The following is a 17,695-nucleotide window of genomic DNA, read 5'->3' as shown; positions in this document are numbered from 1 at the left end:
GCGGTTTCCGGGTCATGGGCGATACCGCAACGGATGGTCCGCCGGGACCTCGACGACGGCGATCCTGACACCGTCCGGATCCGCGATCCACATCTCGATCAGTCCCCAGGGCTCCTTCACCGGTTCCCGCACCACCTCCACGCCCCGCTCCACGACCTCATCGTGCGCCGCCCGCACGTCCGCCACCTGCAGCCACAGTTGAAGGCCCGGCGCGGGCGGGGTCTCGGAGCGGCCGGAGACCTCAAGGAAGCCGCCGCCGAGGAAGTAGACCGTGCCCCGCTCGGGGCCCGTACCGAACTCGCGGTAGACGGCGAGGCCGAGTGCCTCGCCGTAGAAGGTCCGTGAGCGCTCGGGGTCGGTGGGGCGGAGAAGGGTCCTGCTACTGAGTACATGCACCATGCGGCCGCACTTTAGTGGCGGGTTACGCTCGGCGGTGCCTCGCCCACGCCGCGCCGGACGGCGACGGGCCGGAGAGATCGGAGAACCCGCCCATGGACACCGCACCGCGCCCCAGCACGAGCGACCTCACCTTCCGTGATGCCACCGACGCGGACGTCGACGCGCTCGTCGAACTCATAGAGTCGGCGTACCGCGGTGACTCGAGCCGCGGCGGCTGGACCACGGAGGCGGACATCCTTCAGGGGCAGCGGACCGACCCGCAGGGTGTCGTCGACGTCATCAAGTCGGCCACGAGCCGACTGCTCACGGTCGAGCGCAGCGGCGAGATCGTGGCCTGCTGCCAGCTCGAACACCGCGGCGAGCACGCCTACTTCGGGATGTTCGCGGTGAGCCCGGCGCTCCAGGGCGCGGGCCTCGGCAAGGTGATCATCGCCGAGGCCGAGCGGACCGCCCGCGAGGCGTGGGGTGTGACGGAGATGCACATGACCGTGATCTCCGTACGCGAAGACCTCATCGCCTGGTACGAGCGGCGCGGCTACCGCCGTACGGGAAAGATGACCCCCTTCCCGTACGGCGACGAGCGGTTCGGCATCCCGCAGAGGGACGACCTTCAGTTCGAGCTCCTGGTCAAGCCCCTCGCCTGAGAGCCGGGCGAGGGGGCGCGTCCTACGCCGTGAAGCGGCCCGTCCGCTTGATCTCCGGGTAGTCCGTGGTCGCGCCGTCGAGCTGCAGCGCCCGCACGAGCCGCAGATCGTCCTGCGTGTTCACGACCCAGCCGATGATCCGCAGGTCGGCCTTCCTGGCCCGCTCGACGATCTCCAGGGTCAGGCGCCTGATGTTCAGTACGAGAGTGGTGGCGCCGACCGCCGTGGCGCGCTCCACGACGTCGGTGCCGAAGCGGCTCGCGACGAGCGCGGTGCGTACCCCGGGGACCAGGCGGGCGATCTCGGCGATCGCCTCGTCGTGGAAGGAGATCACCTCGACGCGGCCGACCAGGTCGCGCCGGTGTATGACCTCGGCGAGGGCACGCGCGGCGGCCACGTCCTTGATCTCGGCCTGGAGCGGCGCCTGCACGGCGTCCAGGACCTCTTCGAAGACGGGGATGCGCTCGCCGCGGCCCGCGTCGAGTTCCCGCAGCTCGGCCAGGGTCTTCTCGGCGATCGGCCCCTTGCCGTCGGTCGTACGCGTCACGTCGGGGTCGTGCATGACGACGAGGGCGCCGTCCTTGCTCAGATGCAGATCCAGTTCGATGAGGTCGAGGCCCGCGGTTTGCGCGGCGATGAAGGACCGAAGGGTGTTCTCGGGTTCGACACCCATGACCCCGCGGTGACCGATGGTGAGGAAGTTCAAGGTTCACTCGCTTCCGTCGAGGCGGCTCGGCGGCCACGCGGCGATGACGGTAGGGCCACGCGGCAATGTCGCAGCCTAACGGCCCGCCTCCGCGAAGGAACCGCCCGTACGGGGGTGCCCCGAAGAATCGGAGTCGTCCGCTCTGGTTCCCAGGATCCCGAGAAGCAGCCCGGTGATGACGGCGGCGACAAGGACGGCGCGGGTGCTCACAGGTGCACTGCTCCAGATGGCGGGGTCGGCTGGCCCCGCCCGTCCTACCGCTCGGAGGCCCACTGCCGCGAGCCACGTCACCCGTGGGTGGGCGAGTCCTTCGGAGGTTGACCGGGGAGAGCCGAGGGCCCGGCCGGATCCCCGGCCTCGGCCAGATCGGCCAGATCGGTCAGCATCGCCTCCGCCAGCTCCATCTCCGCCTCCAGACGCCGCACGCTCCACCGCAGCGCGATCTGCGGATGCGCCCACGTCTCGACCCCGTCCGCGCGGGCCAGCGCGTCACGTACGTCCGTCAGCTCGCCCCGCGTCCGCGCGATGTGCTCCGTAACCATGGCCCGCAGGTGATCCGGCGCCGCGAGGTGCCCGAGCCAGACCCGCAGGAGCAGCGGGTGCTTCAGGACCGGCGGTCCCGCGTCATCGGCGCTCCCTGCCCAGCCGGCGAGTGCGGTCCTGCCCTCGCCGGTGATGGCGTACGAACGCTTCGCGCGGGGCTCGTCGGGTTCCGAGCGCCGCGACGTGACGTAGCCGAGCGCTTCGAGGCGGCGCAGTTCGGCGTAGATCTGGCTGATGGCGGGTGACCAGTAGAAGAAGCGGAGCGAGGCGTCCGCCCACTTCTTCAGCTCGTACCCGGTCCGCTCCCCGGGGAAGGAGAGCAGGCCGAGGACGGCCCACGCGGTCGGCGGCAGATCGTCGGGCCGCCGGGACCGGGAAGAGCTTCCGGAGCGCTGGGGCGAGGTGGGGCGACGGGCTGGCATGTGGCTGATTGAAGTGAACCTCGTGGTCCCGGCGCAAGATCCGTGCGGTGCTCAGGGCGCTCGGGGGTATACGGGGTTCATGAGTGATCTACCCGAGCCGCGCGTCCGCCGACTGCTCAGTGCCACCGACCGGTTGGCGTTCCACCGTGTGGCCGCACGCTCCTGGCCTGCGGCGGAGCCCGTGCTTCCACGGCTGAGCCGGGCCGCCGACCACGGGCTGCTCTGGTACGGCATCGCCGCGGGCATGTGGGCGTTCGGTGGCGTACGCGGCAGGCGGGCGGCGGTGCGCGGCATCACGTCCCTTGCGCTCGCGTCGGCCACGGTCAACACCCTGGGCAAGGGCGCGGTCCGCCGCTCCCGCCCTGTGCTCGATGCCGTGCCGGTGATACGGCACCTCGCCCGGCAGCCGGTCACCAGCTCCTTCCCCTCCGGGCACTCGGCATCGGCGGCGGCCTTCGCCACGGGTGTCGCGCTGGAGTCGCGGGGTCTGGGCGCGGTTGTAGCCCCGGTCGCGGCGTCGGTGGCCTTCTCCCGCGTCTACACCGGAGTGCACTACCCCAGCGATGTCCTGGTCGGGGCGGCTCTCGGCGTGGGCGCCGCCTACGCGGTGCGCGGCATGGTGCCCTCGCGCGCCCAACTGCCACCGCCGGCCCGGCCCCGGACGGATGCCCCCGTGCTGCCGGACGGCGAGGGTCTCGTCGTCGTGGTGAATCCTTCCTCCGGGGCCCAGCCGCAACTCCTCGATCCGGTACGGCAGTTGAAGACCGCCCTGCCACGTGCCGAAGTGGTGCTCTACGAGGACGACGCGGGGCCGCTGCCCAAGGTGCTCGAGGAGGCGGCCAGGGACGCCGCACGGCGCGGCGGAGTCCTCGGCGTGTGCGGGGGCGACGGCACGGTGAACGCGGCCGTGCCCCAGGCCCTGCGGTTCGATGTGCCGCTGATGGTGCTGCCCGGCGGAACGTTCAACCACTTCGCCGCCGACCTCGGCGTCGACACGGTCGCCGACGCCTGCGTGGCCCTCGCCGAGGGCAGCGCGGTCCGTGCCGACGTCGGCCGGATCAGGCCGCTGACCGGGAGCGGCCCTGACGGCGGGACATTCTCCGAGCCGGTGTACTTCCTGAACACGTTCAGCCTCGGCGCCTACCCCGAACTCGTACGCATCAGGGAAGAGTGGTCCCCGAAGATCGGCGGACCGCCCGCCGCCCTGCTCGGCGCCACCCGGATCCTGCGCACGGGACGCCCGTTGCGCGCGGTGGTGAACGGCAGGCTCCGTTCGATGTGGCTGCTCTTCGCGGGCAACGGGGCGTACCGCAGCGCGGGCATCGCCCCGGTGCGCAGGCACGACCTGGCCGACGGTCTTCTCGACGTCCGTATCGCGCACGCCGGGAGCTTCGCGCGCAGCCGCCTGCTGGTCGCCGCGCTGGCCGGTCAGCTGGCCAAGACCCGTGTGTACGCGTCCGCCAAGGCCCAGCGTCTGGTCATCTCCGGCCTGCCGGACGACACACAGATGGCGTACGACGGCGAAATCGCCCCCGCGCCTCCCGCCTTCCTCCTCGACAAGCTCCCCGAAGCGCTCACCGTGTACCGGCCGAGCGCGCACTGACGACGGCGCGAGCGGCATCGGCATCGGCATCGCGAGGGTCACGAGCATTACGCCAAGCGGAGCATTCGGAGTGCGCGCCGGGCCCGTCGACAGTGTGCTGGCGGGCATGGGCTACGACATAGACAGCCCGCGTGAAGCGGGCACCACACGACGTGACGTACTGAGCGTCGCCGCGGTCCTCATGGCCGGCGGCGCCTTCACCGTGGCGGGACCGGCGCCGCACGCCGCCGCGGAATCCGACACCGAATCCGGCACCGAAGCCGCCGCGGAAGCGGACGGCGGCTGCGGTGTCGGCTACGACGAGGAGTTCGAGCGGGAACTCGCCGAGGCGGACGAGGCGATCCCGGAGACCCGCGCCCTCGCCCCGCAAGGACCTCCCGGCAGGTTCGCCCTGCCGCTGCGCAGGCGCTTCCGCGTCACCGCGCGCTACGGAGTGCGCGGCAACTGGATCGCCGGGCACCACACAGGCATCGACCTCGCCGTCCCCCAGGGCACCCCGGTGCACGCGGTCGGCGGTGGCACGGTGGTCCTGGCCCGCTGGTCGGGGGCGTACGGCAAGGCGGTGACGGTGCGGCTGCGTGACGGTCACTACGCCGTGTACGCGCACCTCTCCCGCATCGCGGTACGCCAAGGGGCCCGCATCGGCACCGGCGACCGGGTCGGCAGCAGCGGAGCCACCGGGCGCGCCACCGGACCCCACCTGCATCTGGAGATCCGGGCCCGGCGCGGCTACGGATCGGACATCAATCCCGTCGCCTATCTGGCCAGGAGAGGGGCCAGACTCCTGTAATGCCGTCGCACATCGAGGACTACGCGCTGATCGGGGACCTGCTGACCGCAGCCCTCGTGGGCAGGGACGGCGGTCTGGACTGGCTGTGCCTGCCCCGCTTCGACTCGGCGGCGTGCTTCGCCGCGCTTCTCGGTGACAAGGACAACGGCCGCTGGCGCATCGCCCCGGCAGCGGCCGACGACGGACAGCCGTGCACCCGCCGCCGGTACCGGGGCGACACCCTCGTCCTGGAGACGGAGTGGGAGACAGAGACCGGCTGGGTCCAGGTCACCGACTTCATGCCGCGCCGTGACGGCGCCCCGTGCGTCGTACGGATCGTCGAAGGGCTCTCCGGCTGCGTCGACATGCGGATGGATCTGCGGCTGCGCTTCGACTACGGGAACGTCGTGCCCTGGGTGCACCGGGTGGAGGGCCAGTTCGCCGCGACCGCGGGGCCCGATTCCGTCTGGCTGCGGACCCCGGTGCGGCTCACCGGCCGCCACGGCACGCACACCGCCGACTTCCGGGTCACGGACGGCGAACAGATCCCGTTCGTGCTGACCTGGCATCCCTCTCATCTGCCGGCTCCCGAAGCCACGGACGCCTTCGACGCGCTGCGCCGCACCGAGGCGTACTGGGCCGACTGGCTGGGCACCTGCTCGTACGAGGGCTCCTACCGCGAAGCCGTCGTGCGCTCCCTCATCACGCTCAAGGCCCTCACCTACGAGCCGACCGGCGGCATCGTCGCCGCCCCCACCACCTCGCTCCCCGAGCGGATCGGCGGCGAGCGCAACTGGGACTACCGTTACTGCTGGCTGCGCGACGCCGGAATGACCCTGGAGGCGCTGCTCCGCAGTGGCTTCACCGCCGAGGCCGACGCCTGGCGCGGCTGGCTGGAGCGGGCCGTGGCGGGGCGGCCGCAGGACATCCAGATCATGTACGGGATCGCGGGGGAGCGGCGGCTGCCGGAGTGGGCGGCCGACTGGCTCGCCGGATACGAGGACTCGCGGCCGGTCCGCATCGGGAACGCGGCGGTCGCTCAGCAACAGCTGGACGTACCGGGCGAGTTGATGGACGCCCTGTATCTGACCCTGCGCAGCGGACTGCGCCCCGAGCGGCATCTCGTCTCCCTGCGGCGCATGGTGCTCGACCACCTGGAGAAGACCTGGTCGGCACCGGACCAGAGCCTGTGGGAGATGCGGGGCGCACCGCGGCAGTACGTGCACTCGAAGGTGATGTGCTGGGTCGCCTTCGACCGCGCGGTGCGGATGGCGGAGGAGCATGGGGACCCCGGGCCCGTGGAGCAGTGGCGGGAGATCCGGGACCGTATCCACCGCGAGGTCTGCGACCAGGGCTTCGACCAGGCCCGCGGCACCTTCACCCAGTCCTACGGCTCACCGGAGCTCGACGCCTCGCTCCTGCTCATCCCGCGGACCGGGTTCCTGCCGCCCGACGACCCGCGCGTGATCGGCACGGTCGAAGCCGTCCAGCGCGAACTGGTCGTCGACGGCCTGGTGTTGCGCTACCCCGTAGGAGGGGACGGCTCACCGGACGGACTCGCCGGGGGTGAAGGCGCCTTTCTGGCCTGCTCGTTCTGGCTCGCCGACGCGTTGCGCCTGATCGGCCGTGAGGAGGAGGCCCGCGCACTCTTCGAGCGGCTCCTCGCCCTGCGCAACGACGTGGGGCTGCTCGCCGAGGAGTACGACCTACGGTCGGGCCGCCAACTGGGCAACTTTCCCCAGGCGTTCACGCATGTTCCGCTGATTCGCGCGGCGTACGAGCTGGACAGCCACGCGGTGCATGTCACGCGGCGTGGGGCGACGGGACCGTAGGGCGCTCCTCCCCGGCAGATGGATGCGGCCTTGGTCTATACCAGCCACCCCTGTCCCCGTATTCTCACCTGTGCCCAGCAGCGCACCATCCTCGTCGCCCCCAGGAGGATCACGGTGAAAGTTCGCACCAGAAGCTCGGCGATCATCGCCACCATCAGCCTCGTCGCTTGCCTCGCCCTGACCACCGCGTCAGCCGAAGAGCCAGCCGCCCCACCCCGAGCGGCGAAGGTCGCGCTCACGAAGGTGGCCACGGCCAAGAATCCCACCGCCGGTGCCGCCGGGCCCGGAGGTACGGTCTGGATAGCCGAACGCGCGGGCACCGTAAGGGTGTTGGACGCCAAGGGCCTCGGCGAGCCCGTCCTCGACATATCCGCCGAGACCACCACCGACGGCGAACGCGGTCTCCTCGGCGTCGCGTTCGACAAGAAGTTCGCGCACTTCTACATCTCGTTCACGAACCTCGAAGGCACAAGCACCGTCGACGAGTTCGCCGTACGGCACGGCAAGATCAGGCCGGACACCCGGCGCACCGTCCTCACCCAGACGCAGCCCTACGCGAACCACAACGGCGGCGACATCAAGTTCGGCCCCGACGGCTACCTCTACATCGCGTTCGGCGACGGCGGCTCGGGCGGCGACCCGCACGGCAACGGACAGAACCTCGACACGCTGCTCGGCAAGCTGCTGCGGATCGACCCGAGGGGTGCCGAGCCGTACGCGATCCCGAAGGACAACCCCTTCGTCGGCGACCCGAAGGCGAAGGACGAGATCTGGTCGTACGGGCTGCGCAATCCGTGGCGGTTCTCCTTCGACGCGCGCACGGGCGACCTGCTGATCGGTGACGTCGGGCAGAGCGCCTGGGAGGAGATCGACTGGGCTCCGGCGAGCAGCGAGGGCGGCGAGAACTACGGCTGGTCCCAGATGGAGGGCAATCATCCCTTCCGGGACGGCACGGAGCCCGCGAACCACGTGCGGCCGGTCCACGAGTACGACCGCACCGGGCTCGGCTGCTCGGTGACCGGCGGATACGTCTACCGCGGCAAGGCGATCCCGGACCTCAGGGGCCAGTACGTGTTCAGCGACTACTGCGACGGCACCGTCCGTGCGCTGCAGATGGAGGACGGCAAGGTGACCGGCACGAGCGACCTCGGAGTCAACGGCGGCGAGGTCATCTCGTTCGTCCAGGGCGGCAAGGGTGAGCTGTACGTGCTCGACATAGGCGGCAGCGTCTCCCGCATCGACCCGGCGTGACCTTCAGGACGCGGAGGAGCCCGTGAGGGGCTGAGAAGAGCCCGTGCGGAAGCCCTTGTTTCTTCACCATGTGACGACTAGTCATATGACTGATTGAAACAAGGGCTATGCCGCAACGGCTCAACTCCCTGGAGGCAGCGTGAAGTTCTCCGTCATCTTCGAGGCGCAGCTCGCCGACCCCACCGTCGAGCGGGAGCACCAGCTCTTCCGCGACAGCGTCGAACAGGCCGTGCTCGCCGAGGAGATGGGGTTCGACCGGATCTGGGCGGTCGAGCACCACTCCCTCAAGTGGTACGCGCACATGAGCGCCCCGGAGATCTTCCTGACCTGGGTCGCCGCGCGCACAAGCACCATCCGGATCGGGCACGGCGTCGTCTGTATGCCGTTCAACTTCAACCATCCGGCGCGGGTCGCCGAGCGCGCCGCCACGCTCGATCTCCTCTCCGGCGGGCGGCTCGACCTGGGCGCGGGGCGCGGTGGCACGGAGCAGGAGACCTCGCTCTGCGGCGTCGACAGGGACCGTACGACGCAGGAGGTCGAGGAGGCGCTGCGGATCATCGGGAAGGCCTGGCAGGAGGAGGAGTTGGAGCATCACGGGCCGCTTCTCGACATCGGCCCCCACCCGATCCTGCCGCGCCCGAAGCAGACCCCGCACCCGCCGCTCTTCCTCGCGTGCAGCAGGACCGAGACCCTGACGCAGGCCGCCGAACTGGGCGTCGGCGCCCTGGTGATGGGCTTCGCAGGACCCGATTCGATCGCGGAGATGCGCCGGTCGTACGACGCCGCCATCGCGGCCCGCGGCGAAGCACGCCTCGTGTCCGGCGTCGTCAACGACCACTTCTCCGTGCTCTGTCCGACGATTGTCCTCGACGACCGGGACACCGCTCAGCGCGTCGGCATCCGCGGGCAGCGGTTCTTCGCGCAGTCCATCGGGCACTGGTACGGGGGTGCGGGCATCCCCGACGAGGCCGTCGTCGAAGGCGCGGACGAGGCGGCCGCGATGCGCGAGGCCGCCGAGCAGGTCGTCGCGCGGCTGCACGAGCAGAGCATTCCGGTACGGCCCACCTCCACGGCCACCTTCAACGCCGACCACGCCTATGGAACCGCCGACGACGCCATCGCGTACGTGGAGCGGCTCAGGGACGCGGGCGCCGACGAGATCATGTGCCTCATCCAGATGGGCACGGTCCCGCAGGAGGCCTGCCTGGAGACCCTGCGGCAGTGGGGCGAGAAGGTCATCCCGTACTTCCGCTCCCAGGAGTCCCAGGAGTCCCGGGGGTCTCATGGGTCCCAGGAGCAGGTGGTGTGAGCGTGGCCGCGGAGACCGATCGCCTCGCCCCCGCCGCCCGGCCCCTCGTCGACGCGCTGAGTGCCGCCTTCCCCGACGTCGGCGGCGCCGTCACCGACGCGGCCGAGGCCCGCCGCATCCTCGCCGCCGCTCCCGCCACGGGCAAGGCCGCGCCGCCCGTGGGTGACGTGGAGGACCGGACCGTCCCGGGGCCGCCCGGAGCTCCCGACCTGCCCGTACGCGTCTACACCCCGGAGCGGGCGGGCGGCCCCCGGCCCACCGTCGTCTTCTTCCACGGCGGCGGCTACACCCTCTGCGGCCTCGACACCCACGACGCCACCGCCCGCACCCTCTGCGCCGAGTCCGGTGCCGTCCTGGTCTCCGTCGCCTACCGCCTCGCCCCCGAACACCGCTTCCCGGCAGCCGCCGACGACGCGTACGCGGCGCTGTGCTGGGCGGCGGCCGAAGCGCGTGCGGGGGCGCTCGGCGGTGATCCCGGCGCGGTCGTGACGGCGGGGGACAGTAGCGGGGGCGGGCTCGCCGCGGTCGCCGCCCTGATGGCACGGGACCGTCGGGGCCCGGCCGTGGCGTCGCAGGTGCTGATCTATCCGCTGCTCGACGCCGGGCAGCGGAGCGACTCGTATACGGCGAACGCGACGGGCTACTTCCTGACGGCCGCGCATCTGCGCTGGTTCTGGGAGCAGTACCTCGGACCGGACGGCGACGGCACGCACCCCTACGCCTCGCCCCTGCGCGCCGATCTCGCCGGGCTGCCGCCCGCGCACATCGTCACGGCGGGCTGTGATCCGCTGTGCGACGAGGGAAGCGCGTACGCGTCAAGGCTGCGCATTGCGGGGGTGCCGGTGACGCGGGGGCACTATCCAGAGATGTTCCACGGCTTCCTGGGCTTCCCGCGGCTCCTGGAGGATGCGCGGGCAGCGGTGGCTTATGTGGCAGAAGCGGTCGCATCAACGGGATGCGGCAGGAAAAACAGCGGTGATGTTGGGGGTGGCGCAGGATAATTTCCCGCGACTCCTCTTGTGGTGGAGAACCTCGCACGCATACGGTGTCCTTACGCGTGTTTCTCCCGTGGAGGTTGACAAGTGACGGAAATTCTTGTGCAGAGGGTTACGGAGGAGGCGGTTCCTCCCGCGAGTGGGGGTGCCCCCATCGCAAGGGTCGTGGAGCACCCGGCTTGGCCGATGCTCAAGGACGCCGTGGAAGAGATCCGTCCGTGGCAGTCGGCTGACGGCTCGATCGACTTCGACGCGGAGGGTGCCCCGGCGAAGTCCGTGGCCGAACTCGCCGTCGACCATGCGATATCCGCGATCGACGAGATCGCCCCACTCCTGCCGCACGACGCCGCGTACCACCAGGCGCTCGTCGCGGACCTGCGGCGCTGGGCGGACGACGGCTTCCTGGTGCCGGACTTCCTCGACTCGCTGCTCGCCTTCCAGCCCGCGGCGCACCGCGAGGACGGCCTGCAGCACCTCGTGGTCTTCCCCATGTACACGCAGAACGGCAACCCCGACCGCAACTTCGAAGCGGTCGTCCTGCGCATGGTCTGGCCCGAGTGGCTGGCCGATCTCGAGCGCACGCGCTACGACAACCCGCTGTTCTGCGGCATCACCTTCGAGGACTTCACCGCCGGGTACGACACGAACTCGGCCGTGCTCTTCCCGGAGACCATCGCCGTGCGCAAGGCCCCCGAGCGCTTCAGCTGGGGCGGCATCTTCTGTGACCGCGAGGCCGCCCGCTTCCGCCGTGTCACCGAGGCGTCCGTCGACATCCTCGGCCTCGAACTCCCCGACGACATCCGCGAGATGATCGGCGACCAGGACCGCTGCCAGCAGGCGTTCGTCCTGTGGGACATGGTGCACGACCGCACCCACAGCCACGGGGACCTGCCCTTCGACCCCTTCATGATCAAGCAGCGGCAGCCGTTCTGGATGTACGGCCTTGAGGAGCTGCGCTGCGACCTCACCGCCTTCAAGGAGGCCGTGAAGCTGGAGGCCGAGGGCGTCCCGCAGGCGCGTGACGTGCAGTACGCGGTGCTCTTCGACCGGATGTTCCGCTTCCCGGTCACGGGCGACCGCGTCAAGAACTACGATGGTCTCGGCGGCCAGTTGCTCTTCGCGTACCTCCACAAGCACGACGTCGTCCGCTGGACCGACAACAAGCTCAAGATCGACTGGGAGCGCGCGCCGAAGGTGACCAACCAGCTGTGCTCCGAGATCGAGGAGCTCTACCGCGCGGGCATCGACCGCCCCAAGCTGGTGCACTGGTTCGCCGCGTACGACCTGGTGTCCCAGTATCTCGCCCCGCACCCCGGATCACGCTGGGCCAAGGGCCCGGACGCCCTGGACGTGCAGCTTCCGCCCCGTAAACTTGTGGACGACGTGCTTCCTGACGAGTTTCCGCTCAGCATGTTCTATGAGGCGCTGTCCAAGAAGCTCAAGCATGTGATCGCCTCAACCAAGGGGATCACCGCGACGAGCGCCGAGCAGGTCGCCGCGTGAGCGCCCACAGCAAGGAGGCGAGGACGATGTCCGCACTCGATGGAGCCGTGGTCGCGGTCGCGGGGGCAGGCGGTCCCGCGGGCCGTGCCACGCTGCTGCGACTCGCGGAGGCCGGTGCCACGGTCGTGGGATCCGACGCCGACGCGGCGCGCCTCGCGGAGGCCGTGGACGCCGCGCGGTACGCGCACGGCGGAGCCACCGTCATAGGCGACACAGTCGACCTCCTGGACCTGGACGCGACCCGGGAGTGGGCCACCCGCACGGAGAAGGAGTTCGGGCGGATCGACGGCCTGGTCCACCTCGTCGGCGGCTGGCGCGGCAGTGCCACCTTCGCCGAGACCGACCTCGCCGACTGGGACCTCCTCGAAAAGCTCCTGATCCGCACGGTGCAGCACACCTCGCTCGCCTTCCAGGACGGCCTGCAGCGCAGCGACCGCGGCCGCTACCTCCTGATCAGCGCGGCCGGCGCCTCCAAGCCGACGGCGGGCAACGCGGCGTACTCCGCGGCGAAGGCCGCGGCCGAGGCCTGGACCCTCGCCCTCGGCGACGCCTTCCGCAAGGCGGGGGGTGAGCAGGGCCTGACAACGGCGGCTGCCATCCTGGTGGTCAAGGCGCTGGTGCACGACGCGATGCGCGCGGAGCGGCCCAACGCGAAGTTCGCGGGCTTCACGGACGTCACGGAGCTGGCCGAGGCCATCGCCGGGGTCTGGGAGCGGCCCGCCGGGGAAGTGAACGGAAACCGCCTGTGGCTGACCGAGAAGCCGTGACCGCTCGCGACACACGCGACAGAGAGCCCGTGAACCCTCCGAAGACCGACGCCCGGCGCCACCACGACCCGGACGTACGGGGGTTCGCGAGCGACAACTACGCGGGCGCCCACCCGGAGGTCCTCGCCGCCCTCGCCCTTGCCAACGGCGGTCACCAGATCGCGTACGGCGAGGACGACTACACGGCCAGCCTCCAGCAGGTCATCCGCGGCCACTTCGGGCCCACGGCCGAGGCGTTCCCGGTCTTCAACGGCACGGGCGCCAACGTCGTCGCGCTCCAGGCGATCACAGACCGCTGGGGCGCGGTGATCTGCGCCGAGTCCGCGCACATCAACGTGGACGAGGGCGGCGCCCCCGAGCGCATGGGCGGCCTGAAGCTGCTCACGGTGCCCACGCCCGACGGCAAGCTCACCCCCGAGCTGATCGACAAGCAGGCGTTCGGCTGGGACGACGAGCACCGGGCGATGCCGCAGGTCGTCTCGATCGCGCAGAACACCGAACTCGGCACGCTCTACACGCCCGACGAGATCCGCGCCATCTGCGAGCACGCGCACGGCCTCGGCATGAAGGTGCACCTCGACGGATCGCGCATATCCAACGCCGCCGCGTCCCTCGACGTCCCGATGCGGACGTTCACGAACGCGGTCGGCGTGGACATCCTGTCCCTGGGCGGCACGAAGAACGGCGCGCTCTTCGGCGAGGCGGTCGTCGTCCTCAACCAGGACGCCGTCAGCCACATGAAGCACCTGCGCAAGTTGTCCATGCAGCTCGCCTCCAAGATGCGTTTCGTGTCGGTTCAGTTGGAGGCCCTGCTCGCCAAGGACCTGTGGCTGCGCAACGCGCGGCACGCCAATGAGATGGCGCAGCGCCTCGCCGAGGGCGTGCGGGCCGTCCACGGCGTGGAGATCCTCCACCCGGTGCAGGCCAACGCGGTCTTCGCGCGGCTGCCGCACGACGTGAGCGAGCGGCTGCAGAAGCAGTACCGCTTCTACTTCTGGGACGAGGCGGCGGGCGACGTCCGCTGGATGTGCGCGTTCGACACGCGCGAGGAGGACGTCGACGGGTTCGTGGCGGCCCTCAAGGAAGAAATGGCGCGCTAGAAGGCCCCTTCCAGACTATGCATAGATATGCGATCGACCGTAAAAGCATTGACTAGCGGTCGGTCGCATTTCTATGCTCCCGTGTCATGCAGCTGATCCAGGAAACCCCTGACCTGTCCGCCTACTTGGCTGCGGACGACGTCATCGATCATCACCATCCGCTCGTACGCGAGACGGCCGCGCGCCTCGCCGGGCAGGCCGCCGATTCATATGCATACGCTCGCGCGGCCTACGTGTTCGTACGGGACGCCATTCCGCACTCCGCCGACAGCGGTGACCCGCGGGTGACGTGGCGCGCCTCCGACGTCCTGGAGAAGGGCACGGGCATCTGTCACGCCAAGGCCCACGCGCTGGCCGCGCTGCTGCGTGCCGAGGACATCCCCGCCGCGCTCTGCTATCAGCGGCTGACCCACGACGCGGGCACGGGTCATGCCCTGCACGGTCTCGTCGCCGTCCGGTTCCACGGCGCCTGGCACCGGCAGGACGTCCGGGGGAACAAGGAGGGAGTCGACGCCCAGTTCTCCCTCAGCGGTGAACGGCTCGCCTTCGCGGTGGATGTCGAGTCCAGTGAGGTGGACTATCCGGTACTCTGTGCTGTACCGCACCCGGCGGTTCTCCGCGCTCTGAAAGACGCTCCGGACCGGCCGTACCTGTGGGAGCACCTACCCGACGCACTCTGAACCGCCGCGCCCCGAACACGCCGCACCTTGAACGTGCCGTACCCCGAACACGAGGCAGACCATGACCTTCCAGATCACCGTGTCCGATGAAGTGCGTGCCATCGCGCCCGGCTTCACCCACGTCGCCATCGAGGCGTACGGGCTCGTCAACGCGCCCAGTACCGAAGGCACGTCCGCCCTCCTCGACGAGGCCGCGCGCCGCCTCGCCGAGCGTCTCGGCGGCAGCGCCCCGCACGAGGACCCGCACATGGTGGCCTGGCGCGCGGCCTACACGGCCTTCGGCGCGAAGCCGTCCCGCACCCGCAACTCAGCCGAGGCGCTGGCCAAGCGAGCACTCGCCGAGGGTGGTCTGCCGCGGATCAACACCCTCGTCGACGTCTACAACGCCATCAGCGTCGCCCATCTGATCCCGGTCGGCGGCGAGGACCTTGACCAGATCAAGGGCGGTATGCGCCTGGTGCGGGCCACCGGCACCGAGGACTTCGTCACGCTGGCCGCGGGGGAGCGGTCCGTCGAGCACCCGGATGCGGGCGAGGTCGTCTGGTGCGACGACGAGGGCGTCACCTGCCGCCGCTGGAACTGGCGCCAGGGCCCCCGCACCCGCCTCACGGAGGAGTCGGTCAACGCCATCTTCCTGCTGGAGGGGATGGGTCCCGGCTCCGGTGCCGAAGCGGCGGGCGCCGAACTGGCCGAGCTGCTCGAGAAGTTCAGCCCCGGCGCGCGGCTCACCGTCCACGCGCCGGAGTAATCGATTCAGCTGGCCTCGGCGGCCTTCACCTCGGCGGCGGTCGGCGCGGTGCCGCCGAGGTGTGCCGGCATCCACCACGTGTCGTCCGGGCCCTTGGGGCGTACGGGATAGGCGCGCTGCGCGGCTTCGAGGAGCTCCTGGCAGCGCTCGCGAAGACGCCGCGTGATCGCGCCCGCGAACTGGTCCTTCGGAGCCTCCATCGGCTCACCGACCCGGATCATGACCGGGATGTGGCTGCGCTTGAAGTTGCGCGGGTGCCCCTTGGTCCACAGCCGCTGCGTGCCCCACAGGGCCATCGGGATCAGCGGGACCCCGGCCTCCTGCGCCAGGCGCGCGGCACCCGACTTGAACGTCTTCAGCGTGAACGACGGCGAGATGGTCGCCTCGGGAAAGACACCGATGATCTCCCCGGAGCGCAGCGAGTCGAGCGCGTGCTGATAGGCCGCCTCACCCTGCTTGCGGTCGACGGGGATGTGCTTCATGCCGCGCATCAGCGGACCGGAGATCTTGTGCCGGAACACCGACTCCTTGGCCATGAAGCGCACGAGCCGCTTCTGCGGCAGAGCGGCGAGGCCGTCGAAGATGAAGTCCAGATAGCTGATGTGGTTGCTGACGAGGACCGCGCCGCCGGAGCGTGGGATGTTCTCCGTCCCTTTGCAGTCGATCTTCAGGTCCCATGCCTTGAACAGGGTTTTCGCGGCACCGATGACCGGAGGGTAGACAAGCTCTGCCATGGGTGGGGATGACCCTTCGTTTCTGCCTGGGGAGGGGGTTCCCGGCGGGAAGTTACGCAGCCGTAGGTTTTTCGGCGTTGCGCAGATCGTGCCCCAAGAACGGACGACTGGCCACCCATCGTGCCCCGAGGCCGCGAGATTCTCGTCACGTTGGGAATGTCTGGGAGCGGGCGGGCGCTGAAGTCGGGGACGGTCGGATCATGACGGAGGGGCGGGAGGCTCAGGTGCGCGTACGCGACGCCGGGGAGCGGCTCGACGCGGCGGAACCGGGGCGGAGTCTTGGCGGGATGCTGGGGGCGGAACCGGGCAGAGAGCTGGGGGAGCGCGCCACGCTCGTGCAGTTCTCCAGCGCCTTCTGCCAACCTTGCCGGGCGACCCGCAGAGTCCTCGACGAGGTGGCCGGCATGGTCCCCGGCGTGTCCCACGTGGAGATCGACGCCGAGGCCGAGCTCGATCTCGTACGCGAACTGCGCATCCTCAAGACCCCGACGGTCCTCGTGCTCGACGCGGAAGGACGGGTCGTGCTGCGCGCGACCGGGCAGCCGCGCAAGGTCGACGTGATCGCCGCCCTCGGCAAGGCCGTGTGAGGCGGCATGACTCGGGGGAGGGGCGTCGTGACGCGAGGGCGGGCCGTCGTGACGAGGTATGAGCAGGACGTCATGAGGCGTGGTCAGAGCAGTGCCAGGCGTCTTTCACATCGCGGAACGGACTTGACTGCACCCGGCACCTATCGTCAGCCTGCTCCCATGCCTCCGGAGCTCCTTCTCTTCGAGCGTGTCCACGTGGACCTCGCCCGCCATGCAAGTGCGCGCTGTCCGGGCTGCTGAGCAGCCACGGAACCGCTCGTACCTCCTGCAGAAGGACAACTCCATGACGGCCTCGCCCGATCTGCGTACACCCCAAATCGCCTCCCCCGACCTCCTGCGCTCCGTCTTCCGGCAGCACGCTGCCGGGGTCGCGGTCATCACCGCTCAGGGCCCCTCGGGACCGGTCGGCTTCACCGCCACCTCGCTCGTCTCGGTCTCCGCAGAGCCTCCGATGCTCTCCTTCGGTATCGGTACGGGGGCCTCCAGCTGGCCCGCTGTCTCCGAGGCCGAACACGTCGGAGTCCACATACTCGGCGAGCACCAGCTGGACCTCGCCACGACCTTCGCGCGCAGCGGCGCCGACCGCTTCGGCGCGCCCACCCGGTGGCACGAGGGGCCGGAGGGCGTGCCCGTGCTCGACGGCGCGCTCGCCTGGCTGGTCTGCGGGGTCGCGGCGCGGGTGCCTGCCGGTGACCACCGGATCGTCCTCGCGGAGGCGGTCGTGGGGGACCTCGCGGGTGTGGGGCGGCCGCTGCTCTACCACCAGGGTCGCTTCAACGCGCTGCGCGACTGAGAGTTCCCGTACGGCCCTCCTCGCGCCGATTACAGAGCGTTGGGAAGGTCACAGTTCAAAGCGCTTGCTCAGTGGGAAAGTACTGGGTGTACTGGCGAGTAATATTCTGGTCGGAGCGCGGGCCGCCCCGACCGGGATCCGCCCCTTCAGGCGCCTATGCTGCCTGCAAGAAGGCAGTGGCCCAGAGCGAGGCAGCAGCCCGTAAAGACGATGCAGTAGGAGAGCCGGCGTGAGCTTGAGGATCGTTGTCTGTGTGAAGTACGTGCCCGACGCCACCGGCGACCGGCACTTCGCCGATGACCTGACCGTG

At 70.2% G+C, this 17,695-nt stretch carries 19 protein-coding genes and 1 pseudogene; 15 read left to right on the top strand and 5 right to left on the bottom strand.

Annotation, left to right across the window (positions count from 1 at the left end; genetic code table 11):
- Window positions 1-12 precede the first annotated feature (12 nt).
- Window positions 13-399, bottom strand: a complete 387-nt coding sequence (locus tag ACGFSB_RS33215; protein WP_393407055.1) for a VOC family protein — start codon at window positions 397-399, stop codon at window positions 13-15.
- 92 nt (window positions 400-491) lie between these two features.
- Here ACGFSB_RS33215 and ACGFSB_RS33210 point away from each other — a divergent pair, with 92 nt between their 5' ends.
- Window positions 492-1,043 (top strand): GNAT family N-acetyltransferase, encoded by a 552-nt coding sequence (locus tag ACGFSB_RS33210; protein WP_393407052.1) that lies wholly within the window; start codon window positions 492-494, stop codon window positions 1,041-1,043.
- Window positions 1,044-1,065: 22 nt separating this feature from the next.
- Here ACGFSB_RS33210 and ACGFSB_RS33205 read toward each other — a convergent pair whose 3' ends face one another.
- From ACGFSB_RS33205 to ACGFSB_RS33195, 3 genes are all read right to left on the bottom strand, one after another.
- Window positions 1,066-1,749 carry a glycerophosphodiester phosphodiesterase gene (locus ACGFSB_RS33205; protein ID WP_393407049.1) on the bottom strand — a complete coding sequence of 228 codons (684 nt, stop codon included), beginning with the start codon at window positions 1,747-1,749 and terminating at the stop codon, window positions 1,066-1,068.
- A 75-nt stretch (window positions 1,750-1,824) separates the two neighbouring features.
- Window positions 1,825-1,959 carry a hypothetical protein gene (locus ACGFSB_RS33200; protein ID WP_393407046.1) on the bottom strand — a complete coding sequence of 45 codons (135 nt, stop codon included), beginning with the start codon at window positions 1,957-1,959 and terminating at the stop codon, window positions 1,825-1,827.
- Window positions 1,960-2,036: 77 nt separating this feature from the next.
- Window positions 2,037-2,714 carry a helix-turn-helix transcriptional regulator gene (locus ACGFSB_RS33195; protein ID WP_393407043.1) on the bottom strand — a complete coding sequence of 226 codons (678 nt, stop codon included), beginning with the start codon at window positions 2,712-2,714 and terminating at the stop codon, window positions 2,037-2,039.
- 79 nt (window positions 2,715-2,793) lie between these two features.
- Between ACGFSB_RS33195 and ACGFSB_RS33190 the strand changes: the two genes are divergently transcribed.
- From ACGFSB_RS33190 to ACGFSB_RS33140, 11 genes are all read left to right on the top strand, one after another.
- The gene (locus tag ACGFSB_RS33190; RefSeq protein ID WP_393407041.1) at window positions 2,794-4,317 is read left to right on the top strand and encodes a bifunctional phosphatase PAP2/diacylglycerol kinase family protein; all 1,524 of its coding nucleotides are present in this window, start codon (window positions 2,794-2,796) and stop codon (window positions 4,315-4,317) included.
- Window positions 4,318-4,387: 70 nt separating this feature from the next.
- Entirely contained in the window at window positions 4,388-5,107 is a 720-nt protein-coding gene (locus tag ACGFSB_RS33185) for a M23 family metallopeptidase (protein WP_393407038.1), read from the top strand.
- On the top strand, window positions 5,107-6,918 hold the full coding sequence (locus ACGFSB_RS33180) for a glycoside hydrolase family 15 protein (RefSeq protein ID WP_393407035.1): 1,812 nt from the start codon (window positions 5,107-5,109) through the stop codon (window positions 6,916-6,918). Before ACGFSB_RS33185 ends, ACGFSB_RS33180 begins: the two co-directional genes overlap by 1 nt.
- Before the next feature lie 114 nt (window positions 6,919-7,032).
- Window positions 7,033-8,169 (top strand): PQQ-dependent sugar dehydrogenase, encoded by a 1,137-nt coding sequence (locus ACGFSB_RS33175; protein ID WP_393407033.1) that lies wholly within the window; start codon window positions 7,033-7,035, stop codon window positions 8,167-8,169.
- 139 nt (window positions 8,170-8,308) lie between these two features.
- The gene (locus ACGFSB_RS33170; RefSeq protein WP_393407030.1) at window positions 8,309-9,478 is read left to right on the top strand and encodes an LLM class flavin-dependent oxidoreductase; all 1,170 of its coding nucleotides are present in this window, start codon (window positions 8,309-8,311) and stop codon (window positions 9,476-9,478) included.
- Window positions 9,475-10,479, top strand: a complete 1,005-nt coding sequence (locus ACGFSB_RS33165) for an alpha/beta hydrolase (RefSeq protein WP_393407027.1) — start codon at window positions 9,475-9,477, stop codon at window positions 10,477-10,479. The genes ACGFSB_RS33170 and ACGFSB_RS33165 overlap by 4 nt, the downstream gene beginning before the upstream one ends.
- A gap of 81 nt (window positions 10,480-10,560) precedes the next feature.
- On the top strand, window positions 10,561-11,976 hold the full coding sequence (locus tag ACGFSB_RS33160) for a DUF6421 family protein (RefSeq protein ID WP_393407025.1): 1,416 nt from the start codon (window positions 10,561-10,563) through the stop codon (window positions 11,974-11,976).
- A 26-nt stretch (window positions 11,977-12,002) separates the two neighbouring features.
- Window positions 12,003-12,743, top strand: a complete 741-nt coding sequence (locus ACGFSB_RS33155; protein ID WP_393407022.1) for an SDR family NAD(P)-dependent oxidoreductase — start codon at window positions 12,003-12,005, stop codon at window positions 12,741-12,743.
- A 29-nt stretch (window positions 12,744-12,772) separates the two neighbouring features.
- Window positions 12,773-13,843 (top strand): threonine aldolase family protein, encoded by a 1,071-nt coding sequence (locus ACGFSB_RS33150; protein WP_393407020.1) that lies wholly within the window; start codon window positions 12,773-12,775, stop codon window positions 13,841-13,843.
- A gap of 86 nt (window positions 13,844-13,929) precedes the next feature.
- Complete coding sequence (locus ACGFSB_RS33145) at window positions 13,930-14,523, top strand: transglutaminase domain-containing protein (protein ID WP_393407017.1); 594 nt, start codon at window positions 13,930-13,932, stop codon at window positions 14,521-14,523.
- 61 nt (window positions 14,524-14,584) lie between these two features.
- Window positions 14,585-15,271, top strand: coding sequence for a B3/4 domain-containing protein (locus tag ACGFSB_RS33140; RefSeq protein ID WP_393407015.1), 687 nt, complete (start codon window positions 14,585-14,587; stop codon window positions 15,269-15,271).
- Window positions 15,272-15,276: 5 nt separating this feature from the next.
- Here the strand turns inward: ACGFSB_RS33140 and ACGFSB_RS33135 are convergent, their stop codons facing one another.
- Window positions 15,277-16,005, bottom strand: coding sequence for a lysophospholipid acyltransferase family protein (locus ACGFSB_RS33135; protein WP_393407012.1), 729 nt, complete (start codon window positions 16,003-16,005; stop codon window positions 15,277-15,279).
- 200 nt (window positions 16,006-16,205) lie between these two features.
- On the opposite strand from ACGFSB_RS33135, the gene ACGFSB_RS33130 reads away from it, so the two are divergent.
- From ACGFSB_RS33130 to ACGFSB_RS33120, 3 genes and pseudogenes are all read left to right on the top strand, one after another.
- Window positions 16,206-16,592 (top strand): TlpA family protein disulfide reductase, encoded by a 387-nt coding sequence (locus ACGFSB_RS33130; RefSeq protein ID WP_393407010.1) that lies wholly within the window; start codon window positions 16,206-16,208, stop codon window positions 16,590-16,592.
- A gap of 283 nt (window positions 16,593-16,875) precedes the next feature.
- Entirely contained in the window at window positions 16,876-17,385 is a 510-nt protein-coding gene (locus tag ACGFSB_RS33125) for a flavin reductase family protein (protein ID WP_393407007.1), read from the top strand.
- A 229-nt stretch (window positions 17,386-17,614) separates the two neighbouring features.
- A pseudogene (locus ACGFSB_RS33120) lies at window positions 17,615-17,695 on the top strand (electron transfer flavoprotein subunit beta); the annotation flags it as partial.

It is taken from the genome of Streptomyces sp. NPDC048441 (assembly GCF_043200235.1).
In the GTDB taxonomy this organism is placed as follows: Bacteria; Actinomycetota; Actinomycetes; order Streptomycetales; family Streptomycetaceae; genus Streptomyces.
This window is presented reverse-complemented; position numbering and strand designations above follow the sequence as displayed.